Raw genomic sequence first — 20,460 nt, forward strand, 5'->3', positions numbered from 1 at the left:
TGCTGTGAAAGCTGATGTGGGGGATAACAGCGAAAATAAAGTATTTCCAGCACATCTTAATGGTAATACCATAGACAGCTTGGTTCATTTTTACCGATTGGCGGCGAATTATATTCAGTTCCCTCAAGTACTGTTTTTCCAGCATGAACGCCCCACCGAATGGTAATACCTTTCCGGATTCTTCCTTGTTAACTGCGTAAGCATTAGATTGATGCCAACACTAGACAGCTTGGTACACAATCAAGACACAAACCGCCGGAAGGAGGTGACAAATAATGGCCCCACGAGTATCTGCCTCTGCACCGTTGGATGATTCCAGCGCTAATCCGGATAACCTGGATAGCGCAGAAAACACGCAGCCACGTACCGCATCAGAGCGCACAGCACTATCCTTCGAGGTCATCCCGCCGCGCCATGACGTAGACGAGAAGAAGATTTCCCATCTGCTGGAAACGCTGGAATCTTACCGGCCGGACTATATCTCGGTCACCAGCTCACGGCGTTCCGGCTGGTTGGACGGCACCGCAAAATTTATCTCCCGCATCGACCGCGAAACCAACATGCGCACCCTGGCGCACCTCGCGTGCACGGCGGGCACCAAGCAAGAGATGGTCGCATGGATCAACCGCCTCATCGATTCCGGCGTGCGTGGCTTATTAGCCCTGCGCGGTGACCTGCCAGAAGGCGAGGTGAAGCTGCCAGCAGATCACCTGCAGTACGCCGACGAACTCGTGCGCCTGATCCGCCAAGTGGAAAGCCAACAGGCAGCTCGTTTTGCCGCCGGCCGCTTGGCCGTTGCCGTGGCCAGTTACCCGAACGGCCATTACCAGGCGCGCACCGACGACGAGAACTTCGACGTGCTGCTGTCCAAACAACGCAGCGGCGCCGATCTGGCCATCAGCCAGCTGTTTTTCGAAGCCGAAGATTTCTTAAAGTTCCGTCGTCGCGCAGAACTGGCTGGCGTGCGCATCCCACAGATCCCGGGAATCATGCCGATTACCAGCGTGCGCCGCCTGCGCCGCATGGCGGAATTTTCCAGCCTGCCGGTACCGGAGCACCTGGTGCGCCGACTAGAAAACGCCCGGGACGAGCGCGCCGAGGGCATCGCGATCACCGCCGAACTCGTGCAAGCAATGGTGGACAACGATGTCGGCAGCCTGCACATCTACACCCACAACAACGCGGAGGTCACCCAAGAGCTCCTGGACGCGGTCGGGATTCGCCCGCCAACCGCGCCCAGCCCAAGCGCGCCCGGCTGATTTTCTGGCTAGGCCCGCCGCACCCCTACAGAACCCACAACTTCATAGTCCGTAAACACAATCAACACGCAAAACACAAACCCCACCTGCCTTGAGGAAGGACACGACAGACATGTCGCAGACACCATTTCCAACAAAAACCATCGAGGGCTATCCCCGCGTTGGCGCCAACCGCGAGCTCAAGCGTGCTCTGGAATCTTACTGGGCCGGGCGCATCGACCGCCCTACTTTTGAATCCGCAGCACACTCGCTGCGTATTGATACCTACGCCCGCCTGAAGGATCTGGGTCTTGCCGACGACTACGCCATCCCCGCCGACGTCGCGTATTACGACCAGGTGCTGGAAACCGCACTGACCGTCGGTGCTCTGGGCGGCGACGCAGAAGAAGTTAGCCTGGACGAGGAATTCACCCTGGCTCGCGGTAATGCTGATACCGCCCCGTTGGAAATGACCAAGTGGTTCGACACCAACTACCACTACATCGTCCCAGAAATCAGCGCTGAGCAGTCCTTTACTGCCCGCCCGCAGCGCCTGCTGAAGCTGGTCGATGAAGCCCGCGAAGCCGGACACACCATCCGCCCATACCTGGTGGGACCAGTCACCGTGTTGGCTCTCTCCAAGGCAGCCGACGGCACCACCAACCCGTTGGATCGCGTGGATGACCTCGCGAAATCCTATGCAAAGGTGTTCGCGGCACTGAAGGAAGCCGGCGTGGAGTGGGTACAGGTTGCAGAACCTGCCTTGGTTGCGGACCACACCGGAATCTCCGATGCTGAACTCGCCGATCGCGCCGGTGCCATCTGGACGGAACTGCTGGGCAACGACAACCGCCCGCAGGTGTACCTGACCACCCCATATGGTTCGCTGCAGGCTGGCCTGGACAAGTTGCTGGCCGCCGCCCCAGAGGCCTTCCAGGTGGATGTTTCCCGCCCAACCCAGGCGCTGGATTCGAACTACCTGGGCCGCATCAAAGAAGCTGTAGCCAAGTCACCACAGACCACCCTGGTGGCCGGTCTGGTCGATGGCCGCAATGTGTGGGCTGGCGACCTGAACTCGCTGGTAGCAACCGCGGAAGAACTCGGCGTCAAGCACGTCACGACCTCCGTGTCGCTGCAGCACGTGCCACACACCGTCGAGGCAGAAAAGAACCTGCCTGTCGACGTCGCTGGTTGGTTCTCTTTCGCTGACGAGAAAATCTCCGAGGTCGTCGCCATCGCCGCAGCCCTGGACGGCAAGCGCGATGAGGTAGAGCAGACTTTCGCCCGCTCAGAGCGCGCCCTGCGCACCCGCAAGGAATCCGAGCGTACGCACAATGCGGCCGTCGCCCAGCGCGTCGCCAAGCTGCCAGAAGGCCAGGTTGCTCGTGAACCGAAGTTCGCCGAGCGCACCGAAATCCAAGAGGAACTGGGCCTGCCGAAGTTGCCGACCACCACCATCGGTTCCTTCCCACAGACCAAGCAGATCCGTGGTGCCCGCGCCGATCACCGCGCTGGTAAGCTCACCGACGAGCAGTACGTGGAAGAGCTGCGCGGGGAGATCGCCTCGGTGATCAAGCTGCAGGAAGACTTGGGCATCGACGTGCTGGTACACGGAGAACCTGAGCGCAACGACATGGTGCAGTACTTCGCGGAGCTTCTCGACGGCTTTGTGGTCACCGAAAACGGCTGGGTACAGTCCTACGGTTCCCGCTGCACCCGTCCTCCAATCGTGGTCGGCGATGTCTCCCGCCCGGAGGCCATGACCACCGAGTGGGCGAAGTACGCGCAGTCGCTGTCCGACAAGCACGTCAAGGGCATGCTGACTGGCCCGGTGACCATCCTGGCGTGGTCGTTCATTCGTGACGACGTCCACCAGTCCGTCTCCGCCGACCAAATCGGTGTCGCGCTTGCCGACGAAGTTGCTGACCTGGAAGAAGCTGGCATCGACATCATCCAGATCGACGAGCCAGCCCTGCGCGAGTTGTTGCCACTGCGCGAATCCGACCGCGCTTCCTACCTGGACTGGGCCGTACGTGCCTTCCGCTTGGTCTCGCTGGAGGCGAAGCCAAAGACACAGATCCACACCCACCTGTGCTACTCCGAGTTCGGCCAGATCATCGACGCGGTCGCCGCACTGGATGCCGACGTGACCTCCATCGAGGCCGCACGTTCCCGCATGGAATTGCTGGAGGATCTCAACGATTCCTTCACCAGCGAAATCGGACCGGGCATCTACGACATCCACTCGCCACGCATCCCGTCGGTGGAAGAGATGGAAGAGCTGATTCGTGCGGCGTTGAAGAACGTCGACGAGAAGCGCCTGTGGATCAACCCGGACTGTGGTTTGAAGACCCGTGGTTACGAAGAGACCGAGGAGTCGCTGCGCAACATGGTTACCGCGCGCAACAACGTGGTGGAATCACTGAACTAACAGCGAGACGGTTAGCGTCGGCGTCGCCAAGCACAATCGGGCGGTGCTGACAGCTGGCCTGAGGCGCTACCACTTAATCTTGGGGCGCGTCCTTGAGCTGCTGGGCATCATCTTCCAGTGAGCCGAGGATGCGCTCCATTTTTTCTTGCTGTTTTGTCGACCGGTGCTCTAGGTGTGGGGTTTGTTCGGCTAACCGAGTGTTATCGGTGGGATCATTATCCAAGATGCCTTCACGGATTTGGCGGGTGCGTTCGACCTCAGCATCAATGACGACGCCGAAGACCAGGCTGGTATTGGCGATCCAGCAGCCAAAGAAAAACGTCACGATTGAGCCTAGCGCACCATAAGAATTCAGCGACGATAGGTGCACAAAATACACGTATAAGCCGCCGCCGGTGAGGAAGATCAGTACCAGGGCGACGAATGCCCCAAGCGTGAAGATCCGCCACTTGGACCGGTACGGGCGCACGTTCGGTGCATAGTAATACAGCACGGAAATAAGGCCCGCGGCCATGATCACGATGACTGGCCAGCGCAGCCACGCCCAAATGGGCAAGATGGCGGTGGTGAGAAATTCAATTTCTTCATAGATGCCCAGTGGCCCTGCGATGGGTTGGATCAGCGTTTCCACGACGGTGACATTGACGACGAGTGCCAAGAAGATCAGGCACACGCCCAAAATCATGGCTACGGATAACAACGCCATGGATGACCAGACGTGTAGGAGCGGCCGACCGTCGATATCGCCGTACACGCGGGTGGAAAACCTGGCGAAGGCGCGCACGTAGGCGGATGAGGAGATTGCGGCTAAGACTACACCGGCGAGCAGGCCGAGCAGGTTTGTCGACGTGCTGGATAAAACAGTGTCGACGGTGTTGAGCACGGTTTCGGTGTGGTTGACCGGCAAAATTCCGCCCAGGAAATCCCACAACAGGTTTTCCAGGAGCTCGCGGTTATTCGCCATGATGAGCACACCGATGCCATAAAAAACCAGCAACGTCGGCGCCAGTGCCAGCAGTGTGAAATAGGTGAGCCCTGCGCCCATGTCTGGGATTTGCAGCCGGAGTGATTGCACCACGATGCGGCGGATCGTATACCACCAGCCGAGCCGGGTCAGTTGCGGCCGTGGCGGGGGAGTGACGGGTTCTGCGCGGTGGGCGCCGGCCATGGTGGTAGCGTCCTTACGATGTTGGGGGCTGAGGGGACCACCGTAGTGTACTGAAAAGCTCGTGTGATTGGTGGCAGCGGGGCGGGAAAGGAAATGAGCTCTGGGGCAGGAAACCCGAAGGAGAGCCGCCGGTGCGACCAGCCAGGCCGTGGTCTCGTCTATAGTGGTGGGCATGAGTAAATCCACTGCCAAGGCAACTTTGCACACTAATCATGGCGATATCGTGATTGAGCTGTTCGGCAATCACGCACCAGTGACCGTCGAAAACTTCGTCGGCCTGGCCAAAGGAACCCAGGAATACTCCACCCAGAACGCACAGGGTGGCCAAGAAGGTCCGTTCTACGACGGCGCCATCTTCCACCGCATCATCGACGGATTCATGATCCAGGGCGGCGACCCAACCGGCACCGGCCGTGGTGGCCCGGGCTACCAGTTCCGTGATGAATTCCACCCAGAGCTTTCTTTCGACCGTCCATACCTGCTGGCCATGGCGAATGCTGGCCCGGGCACCAACGGTTCGCAGTTTTTCATCACCGTCGGCAAGACCCCACACCTGACCGGTGCGCACACCATCTTTGGTGAGGTCACCGATAAGGATTCGCAGAAGGTTGTCGACAAGATCGCTCAGGTTTCTACTGACCGCATGGATCGTCCGCATGACGACGTCGTGATCGAGTCCGTGGAAATTTCCGAGGGAGCATAAGCTTGCATAAGCTCTAGCTTTCGCTGCTTTTTATTGCTTGTACTTCGTTACCCGGAGTTGGCACACACAGTGTGTCGGCTCCGGGTTTTTCTGTGCGGTTTTACCTCGCTCTGGCACCGCACCGTGGCTTATGAACAGTATTCACCGCTTATTCACTGTTTATTCACGGAGTTATCCACCGAAATGTACTGTGGACAAACCTTGGCAAGTTATCCACAAGACTTGTGGATAATGTGGAAAACCATGATTGTAATTTCGAACCTCAAGTTTCACTTGAATGTTATTTATGCAGCTGAAGACGCAGATTTCCAGATTTTGTTCCGCGGTTTTGTTCACAGCCGGTGAAATTACCGCGTGTGGTTTGTTCACAATCCACGTTGTTCACAAATTAGTCCACAGCTTGTGGATAACTTTGTCGGCAACTTGTGATTTCACAACAGAAAAATCCCCATGGTTATCCACAACAATTCACACACTGTGGACACCATGGGGATTACGGGATTACGGGGATTATGGAAATCCGGGGACGGTACTCCGGGAAAGTACGGGCGCTGCTTTCTGGGCGTAATTAAACTGGCTGGTCGGCTGATTCTGCGGACGAACTGGGTCGACTAAGCTAGGTCATTTGTTTGCGCGCAGCCAATAGAAAACTCCTCGTTACGCTCCGGGTTTTCTGGGTAGTCGAGCACCATACGGGAGTAAATGCGGGCGTTATAACCACATTCTTCGCGCTTATCCAGCGTCAGCCGAACCGGGAAAGTGTCGAATTCACCGTCGGCGCACAGCGGATCGCAATCATTGATCCACGCGGTGCCGGTGGCAGTTGCGATATCAGCGCCCCAGTTCTCCCACTCGAGATCTTCCACATAGTAGTTGTTGTCCGCGCACGCAGTGGAAATCATTTCTGGGCCTTCCAACCCGGTGACGTGGACACAATCCACAATCGCGGTAGCAGCAACTTCCGTAGTGATCTCCGGCCCCACCAAACCGTGTACGCGTACTAACTGACCGGTTGCCGGAATTACCGAAAAACTCAGCTGATCCACATCACGGATCACGGTCACGATTTCATCGTCGCCGCCGGTCGCAGATTGTTCCACACCAGCCAAGTCATTTCCGTCGAGCGAGGCCATCAGCTCATACAATGCTTTTTGTTGGGCACTCGAAAGCGCCGGGTGCAACAGCAGCTTCAGCACACCACGTGCGGTGGAATCATCCACAGAATCTGCGAGCGCCCGCAGGCTGTCGGCATCCGAGCCAGTTGCCTGCAGCTGCACTGGATCCACGGCCAAGTCCCGGTCTGCGTTCTGCAATTCGGCGGGGGCACTATTGCTCTGCGTCGTGGTGGTACGCACTTGCCCATCGCCGGAGATTTCGTACGCGGTAGAGACGAATTCCTCGCCCAAGCGGTCGGTGCGTTCCAGGTATTCCTGCGCGGTGACGGCAATATCAGTGGCATCGGCGGCGTGGAGGGAGGATTCTCCAGCGGTGTGCAAGAATTCTTCTGCCGTGGCCGTGGTTTCTTGGCCGTTGAACAGGCTCGGCAGCAGGCCGGTAGCCAGTGCGATCGCGCTGACGGCAGCGGCAGCACCCAGCACCCAGCGCCCGCGGTTGCTACGGCCAGCTCTAGCGCTAGAGCCAGAGCCGTCGCCCAGAATCGCCTGCAGGTGCTTTTCGCTGCGGCGTCGTTCCAGCTCGGTCAGCTCGGGGTTGCGTACCGGGTTGGCGTCGGCAAGTTGCCGGGTGAGCTCATCATCAAAGTGTGTCATTATGGCCGACCTAAATTTTCTGGTTCCAACGCTTCTTTGAGTCTGGTGCGTGCACGGTGCAGTTTCACGCGTGCATTATTTTCGGTGATGCCTAAACTGGCAGCGATATCCGGGATACTCAACTGCTCCCACGCGTGCAGGGTGATGATGTCGCGATCCGCAAACGGCAGTGTGTTCAATGCGCGGTTGATATCGAGCGATAAATCCGCGACTTGGCTGAAGTCGTCGGCAGCAATCTGATCAAGTTCTGCTTCTTCTTCCACGTGATCCTGGCGGGAGGATTTTCCGCGGTAATATTCCTTGACCACATTGCCGGCGATGCCATACAGCCACGGCAAGGGGCGCTGCGGGTCTTTCAGTGATGAAAAATTCGCCCATGCGCGCCCGAACACATCCGCGCAGTATTCCTCTGCGGACTCAGCCGCTACGCGCCGGCGAAGATAAGCCAAAATCTGCGGGTAATGCTCCCGGTAGATCGTGGTGAAAGCCGCCTGATCGTGCGGCGACCTCAAATCACTGGTCACAAATAAGTCCTACTGCGCGGGTGATTATGCGGGTGGTTTTTGGATGATCTGTGGTGGATCCGCCGGGTGGGATTCCGGAAGATCCGTTGCCTAGTTAATGGCAACCGTATCAGCCACGCCCGACGAGCAGGTGATGGTGGCGGTGGCGCCGTCGTCAGTGAAATCAGCCGGCAGGGTGATATAGCCGATCAGCTTGCCGACGTCTGCGCCTGGAGACATGGTGGTGGCCTCGCCGAAACTGGTGTTCAGATCGGCGCGGACGTCCTGGCCTGGGCAGGTGGCTGCGATCAGAAGCTCTTCGCCCGGCTGCACAATGCCGTCGACGGTGACATCCAAGTTTTCGTTTTCGCCGGTGACCTCAAAAGCATTTTCGCTGAATGGCTCCTGAGCGGAGGTGGCCAGTGCAATGCCGCCACCGGCAATAGCTATGGTTCCGATGATTCCGGCGGTGATAGCAGTGCCACGAGTTTTCATGTTGTTTCTCCTTAACTCACGGGCGGGAAGTGCTGACGTCTTGTTTGTGTCGCTACACCCGGAGTTATTACACGCGGAGAGAAAGAGTTTTGCTGGCATTGTTTGCACTGGTAGCAAAGGTGTGGTGGCGAGCGTGGTGCGTGCGGCTAGCGCCATCCCATCGTCATCAACAAACCAATGATGAACAAGCCGAAACCAATGCCGTAGTTCCAGGCCTGCAAATCCCGCATGAACGGAATCGACGGGCCAGCCAGGTAGTTGATCACGAGGTACAGTAACCCACCCAGGATGAAGAAAAACATCAGGCCCTTGTACCACTTGGGGGTGCCGCCGGTGTTGATCTTGACCGGGGTGCGGCTGGCACTGGACGACTGGCCGGAAAACTGGTTACTAGACTGTGAGACCTTTGCCTTAGGCATGATGCACCTTCATCAAAATCGTCGTTGGGTTAGGGATAGTTTGATGCTGTTTAGTGTAACAGCGCCGCCGCCTGATCAGCAGGACGACGCCGTTACTCTAAGCCGTTGACTCTACGCTGTTGGCTCTACGCTGTTGGTCGTGCTCGGTTACGGAATTTGCTGTGCTCGGTTATCGAACCAGTGCGCGCAGGTTGAACTCGTAATAGCGAACTCGGACCTCTTGATCCTTGCGGATCGTCTCGCCAGGCGCCGGGTCGGTGACCGAAACCAAGCCTTGATCGGTTACCAGTGCGGTATCAACCGGTTCCCCAGCGATCAGCTTCGATTCGCTGCCTTCCCAACCAGCATCACGCAGGGCAGATAGCGCTTGGCTACGATTTTTATGCGTGATATCCGGCATCTGCATCAGCGCGCCATTGGACACTTCCACCCGCACATCCGAACCTTCCGGACGCTTATCTCCCGCACCATCCACGGTGAGTACGCGGTCGGATGGTTCCAAAGAATCGACGAACTGCGGCTTTGCTACAAAGCCCAACGATTCCAGGGTTTCTCGTGCCTGATTCCAGTTCATACCGGTCAGACTAGGAACGCGCACATCCACGATTTCTGGGCCCCGCGAGATCGTCACCCGCACCTTGGAACCCTTCGGCAAGCTTGCGCCAGCGGCTGGTTCGTGGCGGGTAATCCGGCCCTGTTCCACGGAATCTGAAAACTCCTCGTCAACATCCGGTTCCAGTTGCAACCCGGCGTCGGTAAGCGCAGCCGAGGCCTCTTGTGGGGTCATGTTCACCAAACGTGGAACCTGGGTATCTTCCTTACCCGTCGACACCGTCACGGTCACCGTGGTGTTGCGCTGCAATTGCGAACCTACACTCGGATTGGTGCGCACGACGTGGTGTTCTGGAATCTCTGGATCTGGCGCGTCGACGATTTCTGGACGCAGGTCAACCTCTTCCAGCTTCGCGATGGCCTCGTTGCGTTCCAAGCCAATGATATTTGGTAATGACACGGTCTCGGATTGCGCGACGTTATCCGACTGTCTGCGCGAGTCCCGGTCGTTGAGCACACTCCAGGCATAGCCAGCGCCAATCAGCAGCAGTGCAATCACAATAAATGCGACTAACCAGCGTAAATGGCTTGACGGTTTCGCCGTTGTCGCCGTTGGAGGTGCTGCGTGCGCGCCCCGGGCAGTGGCCGGTAGCGCTCCCGCTGCTCCGGCGGCCATCCCAGCCGCACTGGCTGGACCTGGCGCACCGGCCATCGCGGTTTCTGGGTACGCCTGCTGCGGTTGTGCAGCACGAGTTTCTGGATAACCGACGGTGTGGGTGGGGAATTGTTCCTGCGACGGTGCCACATGCGTGCGGGCCGCCTGAGTCACGGAACCACGGGACAATAGCTCGAGATCCTGGCCCATCTCGGCGGCGGACTGGTAGCGATCCCCCGGGTGTTTCGCCATGGACGTCATGACCACGGCATCGACATTGAGCAATGATGTCGGCGACAGATCCACATCTGTCATGCGTTCCGACGGCGGGGTGACGTCTTCTTGCACGTGCTGATACGCCACGGCAAACGGGGTTTCTCCCTGGAAAGGAGTATTGCCGGTAATGGCCTCGTAGAGGACACAACCCAACGCATAAACATCGGAACGTGCATCCGCATTCTTGCCCCGGGCTTGCTCCGGCGACAGGTACTGCGCTGTACCAATCACGGCAGAAGTCTGCGTCATCGCCGAGGTGGAATCGTCCAACGCGCGGGCGATGCCGAAATCCATCACCTTCACCATTCCGGTGTTGGTGAGCATAATATTCGCCGGTTTAATATCACGGTGGATGATGCCAGCATCGTGGCTGGCCTGCAGAGCAGAACACACCGGCTGCAGAATCTCGGCGGCTTCGTGCGGGCTCATTGGTCCGTCGTTGCGCAATAAATCCCGCAGCGTATTGCCGTGAATACGTTCCATGACGATATACGGAATGCCGATACCATCGATGGTTTCTTCACCGGTGTCATAGACCGCCACGATATTCGGATGGTTCAACTTCGATGAATTCCGGGCTTCGCGACGGAAACGCTCACGGAAGTTCGTATCCCGTGCCATTTCGGAACGCAGCATCTTCACCGCTACATCGCGGCCCAACAACGTATCTTGTGCCGCGTACACGTCGGACATGCCGCCGCTGCCGATGATCTCGCCTAATTCATAGCGCTGCGCCAAGCTGTAATTCATTGTTATTCTGTCTCCTGCTCAGCCGCGCCCTGTGGGCGGGATCCACCAGCTTGCTGGCCGTTTCTGGCGTTACCCTGCCCAGATTGGCCGTTCCCGGTGCCGTTGCCTGCACCCTGGTTTGTGCCGTGGTTTGTGCCGAGGCCGGATTGCCCGCCACGCTGGCCCACGCCTGAGGTGGCATCGGAAGTATTTTGGCCGCCACCAGTGCCCGCATTACCACCGGAATTGTTACCGGCATTGCCGCTGCCTTGACCACTTTGACCGCCTTGACCACCCTGACCGCCTTGACCACCCTGGCCGCCTTGCTGGCCCGGCTGTTGATTCGGTCCCTGCGGCGCGTTGCCGCCACCGCCACTGTTGCCAGCGCCATCACCAGCACCGGTTCCGTTGTCACGGCCGTGACCAGACCCGCCACTGGTGCCTTGGCCATTACCTGGGCCACCGGATCCTTGGCCAGCACCCGATCCGCCAGCACCCGAACCTTGCCCGGAGCCGCCAGAATTACCAGAACCGCTGGAACCACCCCGGTTGGCTGGTGGATCCACCCATTCGGTCACGATCACCGGGTCGGTTTCGGTGGCCGGTGTCGACGATGCCGGCCGCGGGTCGCGATCCAAAATCCCGTCCAAGGCATTGCTATAGGTAGCCATGAACCACAGAGCAACAGCGGCAATACCAGCGATAACGACGGCGACAAACATTCCGCAACCAAAACCAGCCCCGGCACCCGAGCTTTTCTTTCGGTGCACCGTCTGTACCGGAACCGCTTGTCCGGTGCCCGTGTATGGCTGGCCGACGGCCCGTTGCTGTACCTGCGCAACGTGGGCAGCCGGAGCTGGAACCGGTTGCGGGGTACGCGGACGCGCAGTTGACGGGCTGGCCGTGCGCGCGTTCGTCACCTGGCTCAGTTGTTGCGTCGAGGCCGACGGTGCTGGTTCTTGCGCCACCGCCGCCAAGGCTGCAGATTTCGGTGCTGGTGGGCGCTGGCCCAACCGCACCCTGGACGCAGCCACGGCAAATTCATTGCCATCGGCAAACCGCGTATAGGCATCCTTGCGCAGCGCAATCCCAATCAACTCGCGCGCCGGGGCGCTGACCTGCGTCGACAAGGCCTCAGGTGCCTGGTTAATGTGTGCGAGCGCCACGGAGACGGAAGAATCACCGTGGAAAGGGCGTTTACCTGCCAGCATCTCGTAGCCCACAACGCCCAGCGAATATACATCCGATGCCGGGGTTACGGAATGGCCTTGCGCTTGTTCCGGCGAGACGTATTGCGCGGTACCGACCACCATGCCGGTGCGGGTCAACGGGACGGCCTCGGCGGCTTTCGCGATACCAAAATCGGCGATTTTTACCTGCCCGTTTTGCGTGACCAGCAGGTTGCCCGGTTTGATATCTCGGTGCACCAACCCCATGCGGTGGATGATGGACAAGCCATGTGCGGCCTGCTCCAGCACGTCGAGTGCGAGCGATTCATCCAGGTTGCCTTCGCGCTGCAGTAGATCCGCCAACGATTCACCGCGGACGTATTCCATGACGATAAAGCAGAACGTGTGGCCATTATCTTCTGTGACCTCACCGTAATCGTAGGTGGCGACCACATTATCCGACTCGATGGAACGCGCGGCATCGGCCTCGTTGCGGAAGCGATCCAAAAACTCATTGTTATCGGAAAACTCCGGCCGCAGAATTTTAATGGCCACTTCGCGGTCGTTGCGGTGATCGTCGGCAAGCCACACCGTGGACATGCCTCCGTGGCCAATGACCCATTGCAGCTCATAGTTGTCGCCGACAAGGGTTTGGATGATTTCGCGATTATTGACATCAGCCATACGTTATTGCCCCCTACCAAAGTCGAGCAGAGCCCGGCCCAGTGGTGCGGCAACAGAGCCACCGGTAGCACCTGCGCCTTGGCCGCCACCGTTCTTGACGACGACAGCCACCGCCAAATCTGCATCCGGCAAATAAGCCACGTACCAGGTGTGCGGGGCGGAGCCTTCTGCGTGTTCTGCGGTACCCGTCTTGGATGCCACATCGCCAGCAGAAGCACCGATGGTGTGCTGTTCCGAGGCCCGCATCATTTCCTCGATGGTTGCTGCGGTTTCTTCCGGGATCGCGCGGTTGAGCGATTGCGGCTTAGTGGTTTTGATATCGCGCAGGTTGGAACTGGTGATCTTGTCGACGACGTACGGTTTCATGCGTTCACCGTCGTTGGCGATGGTTGCTGCCATCACAGCTGCCTGCAGCGCGGACATGGTGACGTCGCGCTGTCCGATCGAGGACTGACCCAGGGCGGCTTCATCCGGAAGGTCGCCGAGTGCTCCTGGTGAGGTCGGAATGCCCAGGTCATAGTTTTCTCCGATGCCGAAGGCGTGCGCGGTATCACGCAGCGCGTCGGTTCCGATGTCGATGCCCATTTCGACGAAGGCAGTGTTGCACGAATACTGGAACGCAGTCAGCAAACTCACCGCATCCGAACCGGCACACGCTTGACCGGCGTAGTTGGTCAACTCCGTGGTGGTATTCGGCAGCGTGATCGCCGGAGCACCGGTCAGGGTTGATTGCGGCCCATAGCCAGCCTCGATACCGGCGGCGGTGGTGATGATCTTGAAGATCGAACCCGGAGGCAGTGTTTCCTGGGTGGCGTGGTTCAGCAGCGGGTTACCCTCGGTGCTGGTCAGCTCCGCCCAGGCTTGTTCTGCTCCCTCGCCCACCAGGGCGTTTTGGTCGAAGCTTGGGGTCGACGCCATGGATTTAATCGCACCGGTCGACGGTTGGATAGCCACCGACGCTCCCTGGTAACCCATCTCTGCCAGCTGCTGGTAGGCGAACTGCTGCATATTCGGGTCGATGGTTAATTCCAGGTTGGCACCATTGGGTTGTTTACCGGTGATGATGTCACGCCAGTTGCTGCTCAACAGCGACGAATCCGTGCCATTCAGAATTTCGTTGTGCGATTGCTCCAACTGGGAGGCGCCGAACTGGTCCGAGAGATAACCAACAGTAGCGCTAAATGCAGGGGGGTTGGTGGGGTAGTTGCGCGTATAGGTTTCATCCGCGTTCGGTAGTGATTCCGCCAATACCTGGCCACCGGCAGAGATTTGTCCACGCGCGATGGTTTGTGAATCGTAGAAACCACGCTGGTTGGCGGGGTGGTTGGCGTATTTGTCTTCCTGGAATGCCTGGATGACGGTGAGATTTACCAGCAAAATAATGGTCAGAATGATGGCAAAAACGGCGACTAGGCGAATAGATCGGTTCATCGTTTCGCCTCCTGCGAGTACTGCGGTGACTGTGCGGATTGCTGCATGCGGAAAAGCCCGGTTTGGCCCATGCCCGGTGCGTTATGTGTACCCGGTTGCGCGGGTGCCGCAGCACCCCCACCAGCGCGCATGTTAGTGGTACTGGATTCTTCTGCTGGACGACGCGCAGCATTGGAGATGCGCAGCAGCAGAGCTAGCAACACGTAGTTAGCCATTAACGAAGAACCACCAGCAGACATAAATGGGGTGGTCAGACCAGTCATCGGCAACAGCGCTGTGATGCCACCGACGACGACGAAGATCTGGATAGCCATCGTCAGCGAGAGGCCGGCGGCTAGCAGCTTGCCGTAGGAATCACGGACTTTCAGCGAGGTGTGGAAACCACGTGAGACCAGCAGCGCAAACAAGATCAACACGCCTGCCAGGCCAATCAAGCCTAGTTCTTCACCGATGGCGGCGAGGATGAAGTCCGTCCACACCACCGGGATGATATCGGGGTGCCCTTCGCCCAAACCGGCGCCGGTGACCCCGCCCCAGGACAAGCCGAATAGGGATTGGGACAGCTGGAAACCGCTGCCGTCGACGTCGGCAAGCGGGTTCCGGAAAGCCGAAAAACGATCTTGGATTTTCGCCGATAGCGAGTACACAAAAGCTCCACCGACGGCGGTCAGGCCCAAGCCGATGATCAGCCAGGACCAGCGACCGGTGGCCATAAACAGCATCCCCAGCACGGTGCTAAACAGCAGCAGTACAGGGCCGAAGTCGTTGGATATCGCCATGATTAAAATCGCGATTGCCCAGACCAGCAAGATCGGGGCAAGATCGCGCAGACGCGGGAAAGAAATACCGAAAACTCGGTAGCCCGCGACGGTAAACAGCGCACGTTTTTGCACCAGCAATTGGGCGAAAAACATTAACAACAGGATTTTAGAGAATTCACCCGGCTGCAGCGTGAAGCTACCAATCTGGATCCAGATGCGAGCATCGGCGTTGATGGACGTTGGCCACACCAGCGGCAGCGCCAGCAAGACTAAGCCGAATGCACCCAGCAGATAGGAATAACGGGTGAGCACCTTGTGATCCCGCACGATGATCAGCACCGCGATCAAGAGTGCGACACCAACCACCGACCACATGATTTGGCGGTTGGCCAGGCCCAAGTCTTTTGCCGCATCGATGCGGTACACCATGATCAAACCCAGACCGTTGAGCAGGCTGACCACCGGCAACATGACCTGATCGGCATAGGGAGCCCAGATTGTCAGCGCGATATGCGCCACGGCAAACACGCCGATGAACCCGCCGACGTAATACAGAAAATGCACCGACAACGTCGAGCCCTGAGATAACTCGAAGCTGGCCAGAGTGGCGGCAAACGCGATGGCTGCGACGATGAGCAAGCCTAGTTCTGTCGAGCGAATGAATACTCGGGACATTAGGACACCTCCCTGCAGTTCACGCCGGGGGTGGAAAGCCCACCGTCGTCGGCAGAATCTGAGCCTTCCTGCTCGGCTTTGTCCGCGCGATTCACGCAAACTGGCAACGCCTTATCGGATAACCGCTGCAGTTGGTCTGTGACTTCGGAATAGGAGCCGGAATCCAGGTGATTGATTGAACCACGCACGGAACCCGGCAGATCTGTCAGCGAAAATGGGTGGCAATCCCCGGCGGGTTTCTCGCCAAAATCGGTGGTGCGTACTTCGTCTTCTGCGGTCAAGCACACGCGCTGGTAGGGCTCATGCAAGTCTTGCCCGAACAGGGAAAAATCCACGCCGCGTTCGATGATTAGCTCATCAGAATCGGTGGTGGCGATGTAGTACTTGTTTTGTGATGACGAATACGCCCACCAACCGCCGCCGACTACGCCGGCGATGAGGATTAACACCACGACGGCCAGCGCCCAATTACGCCCTCGTTTACTGGGATGATCGGCGGATTCGTGAGCACCAGAGCCGTTGGCTTCTGCGCTGCTTTTACCTGCGTCGTGGGCGTCCTTATTGCTCACGCCCTGCGCATGTGGTTCTACCACCTGCGGGCGACGGCTCAATGCGGCCGCCCGGCCCGCGGCGGTATCCGGGTGGGCGCGTTCAGACTCCGGTAATGCCAGTGCACCGGCGCTTACTGGGGCGTCTGGCAACGTGGCAGTGTCGTCATCACCAGCGACAACATCAGCCACCACGACGGTGACGTTATCCGGACCGCCAGAACGCAGCGCCAGATCAATCAGGCGCGTGGCAGCCTGCTCCGGGGTGCCTTCCTGCAGCGTGGTTTCGATGGTGTCGGAGGTGACGGGATCAGACAATCCATCCGAGCACAGCAATAAACGATCCCCAGGTTTGGCGTCGAGAATCCGCAGCGTCGGATCCACCGGACGACCGGTATAGGCTTTCAAGATCAACGATTTTTGTGGGTGCGTGGACACGTCTTCCGGCTTCAAGCTGCCGGAATCCACCAAGGACTGCACATAGGTGTCGTCGATGGTGATTTGCTCTAGCTTGCCGTCGCGGAGACGGTAGCCGCGCGAATCGCCCACATGGCACATGCCAAACGTGGTGCCGTTAAACATCAGCGCGGTACAGGTGGTACCCATGCCTTCGGTTTCGGGGCGTTGCCGCACAGTATCCGCGATGGCTGCGTTGGCATCATCGGCAGCTGTGCCCAACAGGGCAAGCATGTCATTGTCACCTGGGTCGCGGTCCAGGCGCTGCATGGTGGTGACCAGCAGCTGGGAGGCAACTTCTCCGGCGGCGTGGCCACCCATGCCGTCGGCGAGCACCAAAAGATTCCGGCCGGCGAAGGCGGAATCTTCGTTGTTAGTACGAACAAGACCGCGGTCCGAGGCCGCGGTGTAGTTCAGTTTCAGTGAATTTTTCGATGGAGACATCTATGGCACCAGCCTCAGTAGTGAACGCCCCAGTTTAATATCAGTTCCCACGGCGACGCGTTCTGGCTGGTCAATGCGGGCGCCAGAGACGAAAGTGCCGTTTCGAGAGTCCAAATCCTCGACGAACCATTCGCTGCCACGGCGGAAAAGCCGGGCGTGGCGCGACGAGGCGTAATCATCACCGACGACGAAATCACAATCTGGTGCCCGGCCGACGGTGAACTCTTCTAGCGAACTAATCTGCATGTGCGAGCCACGCAAAGGCCCTTCAATCACCGTGATTTGGGCGGCTGGCTTGCGGGAACGCGGAGCCGGTGCCACAAAACCAGAGTTGGCTGCGGCTTTTGGTGCGGTGCCCGCCGCAGCGAACTTGGCGTCGCGGCGCATGGCATTAAGCGCCACCAGAATGAACAGCCACAACAGCACTAGTAGGCCGATGCGTAGCCCAAACACGAGGACTGAATCCATGGTGGCCTTCCTTCGCTAAGAGTCGGGGGATTAAGAATTAGGGTAAGTAATACGGACTTCAATGTGAGAGTGTCCCACAGTAATGACGTCTCCGTCAGCTAGAAGCCAGTTTTCGATTGGTGTGTCATTCACAGTTGTGCCGTTGGTCGACTGCAGGTCTACCAGGATGGCATCACGGCCGTCCCAGGTGATCTCTGCGTGCTGTCGGGACACGCCGGTATCTGGGATGCGCAGGTCAGCGTCGTTGCTGCGTCCGATGACGTTGGAGCCTTCTTCCACCAAGTAGCTGCGGGAAGAACCATCTTGCAGCATCAGGGAGACGCGGGTGGTTTCCTCTTCCGGCTGCCGATCCTGGCTTTCACGGTTTTGCTTGTCGACGTCTTCGCTCCGGAACATCGTCGTCGTGGCGTCCTGTGCGGCCGGTTGGTTCGATCCGTCGGAATACGGGGAGCTAGTCATGGCAGGGGATTCCTCCTGTTGGCTGCTGGTGCGGTGACCAGTGCCATCGTTTTCGGGATTATCGTTATCGTCATGGGTGATGATGGCGTCGAAGCCGGAGTGTTCTACCGGCTGCGCATCAGCAAAAGATGAGACCCGTAGCTGACCGGTGCGCAGGCCGGATTCTTCGGCGATGCGCACGATCACGGGGCCAAAGGTTTCCATGCCCTCATTGCGTAAGAAACGCGCCAGCTGGTCCGCCAGGCTGTTGGGTAGTTGCCTGTCTTGGGAAAGATTCTCCAGATCCTTCGAGGAAACTCCTACGGCGTACACATTGGGAACATAGCCGCGGGCGGTCGCGGAAAGATTATCTTGGGCTTCTTGTTTGAGAAGCTCCTCAATTTCCGCGGGCACGACCTTGCCGCCGAAAATCAGGGCGATGCCGTTGTCGAGGCCGCGCTGCATGGCGCTGTCGAGCTTGGCAAACCGGGACATTAATGCCATTGCGCGAGCCCTCCTTTCTGGATTTGAATACTGGGTGTTTCTTTCAGTCAACCTTGCGGGTATCCGCGATTGATAGAAGCTGGCTGAAAACCAAGTGTCTCCCAGTATAAAGTGTCCTAGGTCAAAAAATGTAAGTCAGTCCGGCGTGGTCAGCGGGTTTTTGCAGGATTTTTCCGGAGTTTCTACCTGGAAAATACTGCGATTGAGCTGCCGATTTGTTAATTAGTTCGGGAATCGTGTTATCTTCATTAAGTCGCCAAGTCAGACACCGCGTGTTTGGCACAATTGACACCCAGCCCGGGTGGCGGAATTGGCAGACGCGCTGGCTTCAGGTGCCAGTGTCCTTATAGGACGTGCGGGTTCAAGTCCCGCCCCGGGCACAGTATTTTACCAGGTCGCAGGGTTGCACTAGCAATCTAGTGGCCTGGTTGTGGACTCTAGGGGACGTTGCGTCTATTACCCCTCTATAACCGGTATTTATCTTTCCTCTTTACTTTCGGCATCGTTCCGGTAACTTAATTGATATTCCGGAATGGGGAGGTGAGGGCAGATGAGGCTAACAGAAAGCGAGCTTCTGGCAGAGATTGCCGTAGATGAAGCAGTATTCAAGCAGACCATCCAAGATTTGGGCATCATCTTTGGTTCAGATGGTGCAATAGATAAGCGTATGGCTATAGCTCTTATCAGGTATTTCTCAGATGAAGCCCGCGAACTTTTCGGGCCTAAATTCCTTTTCCCGGCTAGGCAGATCTTGTTCGCTCATGGTTGTGAATCATCTCTTTTTGATCGAGATAGTTACGTCGGAGAATGGCGGTTAGATCTGCGTTCTTACGGCCTGCTTTCGCGAGGACGCTGTACGCTCCAGTCTGAATCGGAAGCAGTATTTGAGGAGAAATTTGGGATTTCACTTAGCGAAAAACCGTCTTCGACTCTTGTGCTAATTCGAGAAACTGACCTTTCTTTTGAGCGAGCGCTCATGGATGCGTATTTTCTGGCTGACGGCCGCTTGAAGCATGCGATCGCACAGAAGATGCGAAAGGAAAATTTGATAGGAGACCAGGCTGCGTAAATGAGACGTATCGACCTTCCTCTTGTGTCCGAGATTTCCCAAATTTTAGACGGAACTGGCTGGCTCCTTGTTGGCGGAATGATGGTCCATGCGCACTGTTTACTAGCTGAGGTTTCCTACACTCGGTCTACTTCTGACGTTGATGTATTGGTTGAATCCGCTCCGGAATCATTACCACAGATAAAGGCGCGGCTCGAAGGCTCTGGATTTGTAGCGCAGCCAAACTTTGAAGGGACTACCCTGCACCGATTTCGTCGTTTAGATGGCAGTTATGTTGATGTGTTGGTGAAAGACCGTCAGAGAGAATTGAAGTGGGATGGTTATCGCACAATTCAATGCCCTGGTTCAAGTTCGGCTTTGGGGGTCTACAATGATGGGACTGATAAAGAAGTCATTGAATTGGTCGGAACTAGCGGTTTTCCATTTAAGGTCCCGAATATTTGGTCGGCTATTGCATTGAAGGGGAGAGCCTACCGGCAGCCAAGTGCTGATATTTCGCGGCATTTACGCGATGCAATTGCCCTTTTTGCTTGCTCGACTGTTTACGCCAATCGCGGGCTAACGAAATCCGAAAACCAAGCATTTAATTACTTGCTTTCTAGTTCGGAACTTAGTGACCTAGAAATGTGGGAGGAACTCAATGATGAGGAAGCTGAAGAAAGAGCGGTTCGGGGCATCCTTACTATCAGGAAAGATCGAGATCTCAGACTGCCACGGCCTCTTCGTGACGTTGAAGAAATGATTAGACGAGAGCGTGGCATTTAGAAAGCCATCATACTTTCGGTCGAAATTTCCGATTTTGGTGTGGCAAACCTTGTTTTACCCACGTCATTCCAGTTAGGCTAAGGCTAACTTAATAAGGTGAGACTCAGGCG

At 57.5% G+C, this 20,460-nt stretch carries 18 protein-coding genes, 1 tRNA gene and 1 pseudogene; 8 read left to right on the forward strand and 12 right to left on the reverse strand.

All coding sequences use genetic code 11. The features are described from left to right. Positions 1-4 precede the first annotated feature (4 nt). The 3 genes from QP888_RS06930 to metE all read left to right on the forward strand — a co-directional run bounded on the left by QP888_RS06930 (position 5) and on the right by metE (position 3,669). The gene (locus QP888_RS06930; RefSeq protein ID WP_284812793.1) at positions 5-166 is read left to right on the forward strand and encodes a hypothetical protein; all 162 of its coding nucleotides are present in this window, start codon (positions 5-7) and stop codon (positions 164-166) included. Between the two features lie 109 nt (positions 167-275). Beyond that, positions 276-1,259: a methylenetetrahydrofolate reductase gene (locus QP888_RS06935; protein ID WP_284812794.1), complete on the forward strand. Its 984-nt coding sequence runs from the start codon at positions 276-278 to the stop codon at positions 1,257-1,259. 112 nt (positions 1,260-1,371) lie between these two features. Then, the gene (gene metE / locus QP888_RS06940) at positions 1,372-3,669 is read left to right on the forward strand and encodes a 5-methyltetrahydropteroyltriglutamate--homocysteine S-methyltransferase (RefSeq protein ID WP_284812795.1); all 2,298 of its coding nucleotides are present in this window, start codon (positions 1,372-1,374) and stop codon (positions 3,667-3,669) included. 73 nt (positions 3,670-3,742) lie between these two features. On the opposite strand, the gene QP888_RS06945 is transcribed toward metE, so the two are convergent. After that, positions 3,743-4,837, reverse strand: a complete 1,095-nt coding sequence (locus QP888_RS06945) for a YihY/virulence factor BrkB family protein (protein WP_284812796.1) — start codon at positions 4,835-4,837, stop codon at positions 3,743-3,745. A 172-nt stretch (positions 4,838-5,009) separates the two neighbouring features. Here QP888_RS06945 and QP888_RS06950 point away from each other — a divergent pair, with 172 nt between their 5' ends. Both QP888_RS06950 and QP888_RS06955 read left to right on the forward strand, forming a co-directional pair. Beyond that, on the forward strand, positions 5,010-5,540 hold the full coding sequence (locus QP888_RS06950) for a peptidylprolyl isomerase (protein WP_284812797.1): 531 nt from the start codon (positions 5,010-5,012) through the stop codon (positions 5,538-5,540). A 450-nt stretch (positions 5,541-5,990) separates the two neighbouring features. Next, positions 5,991-6,155 (forward strand): hypothetical protein, encoded by a 165-nt coding sequence (locus QP888_RS06955; RefSeq protein WP_284812799.1) that lies wholly within the window; start codon positions 5,991-5,993, stop codon positions 6,153-6,155. On the opposite strand, the gene QP888_RS06960 is transcribed toward QP888_RS06955, so the two are convergent. The 11 genes and pseudogenes from QP888_RS06960 to QP888_RS07010 all read right to left on the reverse strand — a co-directional run bounded on the left by QP888_RS06960 (position 6,152) and on the right by QP888_RS07010 (position 18,516). Continuing rightward, positions 6,152-7,309 (reverse strand): hypothetical protein, encoded by a 1,158-nt coding sequence (locus tag QP888_RS06960; protein ID WP_284812800.1) that lies wholly within the window; start codon positions 7,307-7,309, stop codon positions 6,152-6,154. The two genes, QP888_RS06955 and QP888_RS06960, sit on opposite strands and share 4 nt — an antisense overlap. Continuing rightward, a complete protein-coding gene (locus tag QP888_RS06965; protein ID WP_284812802.1) occupies positions 7,309-7,833 on the reverse strand; it encodes an RNA polymerase sigma factor in 525 nt (174 codons plus the stop codon). The genes QP888_RS06960 and QP888_RS06965 overlap by 1 nt, the downstream gene beginning before the upstream one ends. Before the next feature lie 90 nt (positions 7,834-7,923). Continuing rightward, positions 7,924-8,307 (reverse strand): hypothetical protein, encoded by a 384-nt coding sequence (locus tag QP888_RS06970; RefSeq protein ID WP_284812803.1) that lies wholly within the window; start codon positions 8,305-8,307, stop codon positions 7,924-7,926. Positions 8,308-8,453: 146 nt separating this feature from the next. Further along, positions 8,454-8,726 (reverse strand): cell division protein CrgA, encoded by a 273-nt coding sequence (gene crgA, locus QP888_RS06975; protein WP_284812804.1) that lies wholly within the window; start codon positions 8,724-8,726, stop codon positions 8,454-8,456. Between the two features lie 169 nt (positions 8,727-8,895). Further along, the gene (pknB, locus tag QP888_RS06980) at positions 8,896-10,959 is read right to left on the reverse strand and encodes a Stk1 family PASTA domain-containing Ser/Thr kinase (RefSeq protein WP_284812805.1); all 2,064 of its coding nucleotides are present in this window, start codon (positions 10,957-10,959) and stop codon (positions 8,896-8,898) included. A gap of 856 nt (positions 10,960-11,815) precedes the next feature. Next, positions 11,816-12,791, reverse strand: a pseudogene (locus tag QP888_RS11275) (serine/threonine-protein kinase); the annotation flags it as partial. A gap of 3 nt (positions 12,792-12,794) precedes the next feature. Continuing rightward, positions 12,795-14,222: a penicillin-binding transpeptidase domain-containing protein gene (locus QP888_RS06990; RefSeq protein ID WP_284812807.1), complete on the reverse strand. Its 1,428-nt coding sequence runs from the start codon at positions 14,220-14,222 to the stop codon at positions 12,795-12,797. Continuing rightward, positions 14,219-15,658, reverse strand: a complete 1,440-nt coding sequence (locus QP888_RS06995; RefSeq protein ID WP_284812808.1) for an FtsW/RodA/SpoVE family cell cycle protein — start codon at positions 15,656-15,658, stop codon at positions 14,219-14,221. Before QP888_RS06995 ends, QP888_RS06990 begins: the two co-directional genes overlap by 4 nt. Continuing rightward, on the reverse strand, positions 15,658-17,106 hold the full coding sequence (locus QP888_RS07000) for a PP2C family protein-serine/threonine phosphatase (protein ID WP_284812809.1): 1,449 nt from the start codon (positions 17,104-17,106) through the stop codon (positions 15,658-15,660). Before QP888_RS07000 ends, QP888_RS06995 begins: the two co-directional genes overlap by 1 nt. Then, complete coding sequence (locus tag QP888_RS07005) at positions 17,107-17,574, reverse strand: FHA domain-containing protein FhaB/FipA (protein ID WP_284812810.1); 468 nt, start codon at positions 17,572-17,574, stop codon at positions 17,107-17,109. Between the two features lie 30 nt (positions 17,575-17,604). Then, positions 17,605-18,516: an FHA domain-containing protein gene (locus QP888_RS07010; protein WP_284812812.1), complete on the reverse strand. Its 912-nt coding sequence runs from the start codon at positions 18,514-18,516 to the stop codon at positions 17,605-17,607. A gap of 295 nt (positions 18,517-18,811) precedes the next feature. Here QP888_RS07010 and QP888_RS07015 point away from each other — a divergent pair. The 3 genes from QP888_RS07015 to QP888_RS07025 all read left to right on the forward strand — a co-directional run bounded on the left by QP888_RS07015 (position 18,812) and on the right by QP888_RS07025 (position 20,350). Next, positions 18,812-18,896: transfer RNA gene (locus QP888_RS07015), tRNA-Leu, on the forward strand. A 170-nt stretch (positions 18,897-19,066) separates the two neighbouring features. Next, complete coding sequence (locus QP888_RS07020) at positions 19,067-19,585, forward strand: hypothetical protein (protein WP_284812813.1); 519 nt, start codon at positions 19,067-19,069, stop codon at positions 19,583-19,585. Next, on the forward strand, positions 19,586-20,350 hold the full coding sequence (locus QP888_RS07025; RefSeq protein WP_284812814.1) for a hypothetical protein: 765 nt from the start codon (positions 19,586-19,588) through the stop codon (positions 20,348-20,350). Positions 20,351-20,460 lie beyond the last annotated feature (110 nt).

This window comes from Corynebacterium sp. MSK297 (assembly GCF_030232885.1).
In the GTDB taxonomy this organism is placed as follows: domain Bacteria; phylum Actinomycetota; class Actinomycetes; order Mycobacteriales; family Mycobacteriaceae; genus Corynebacterium.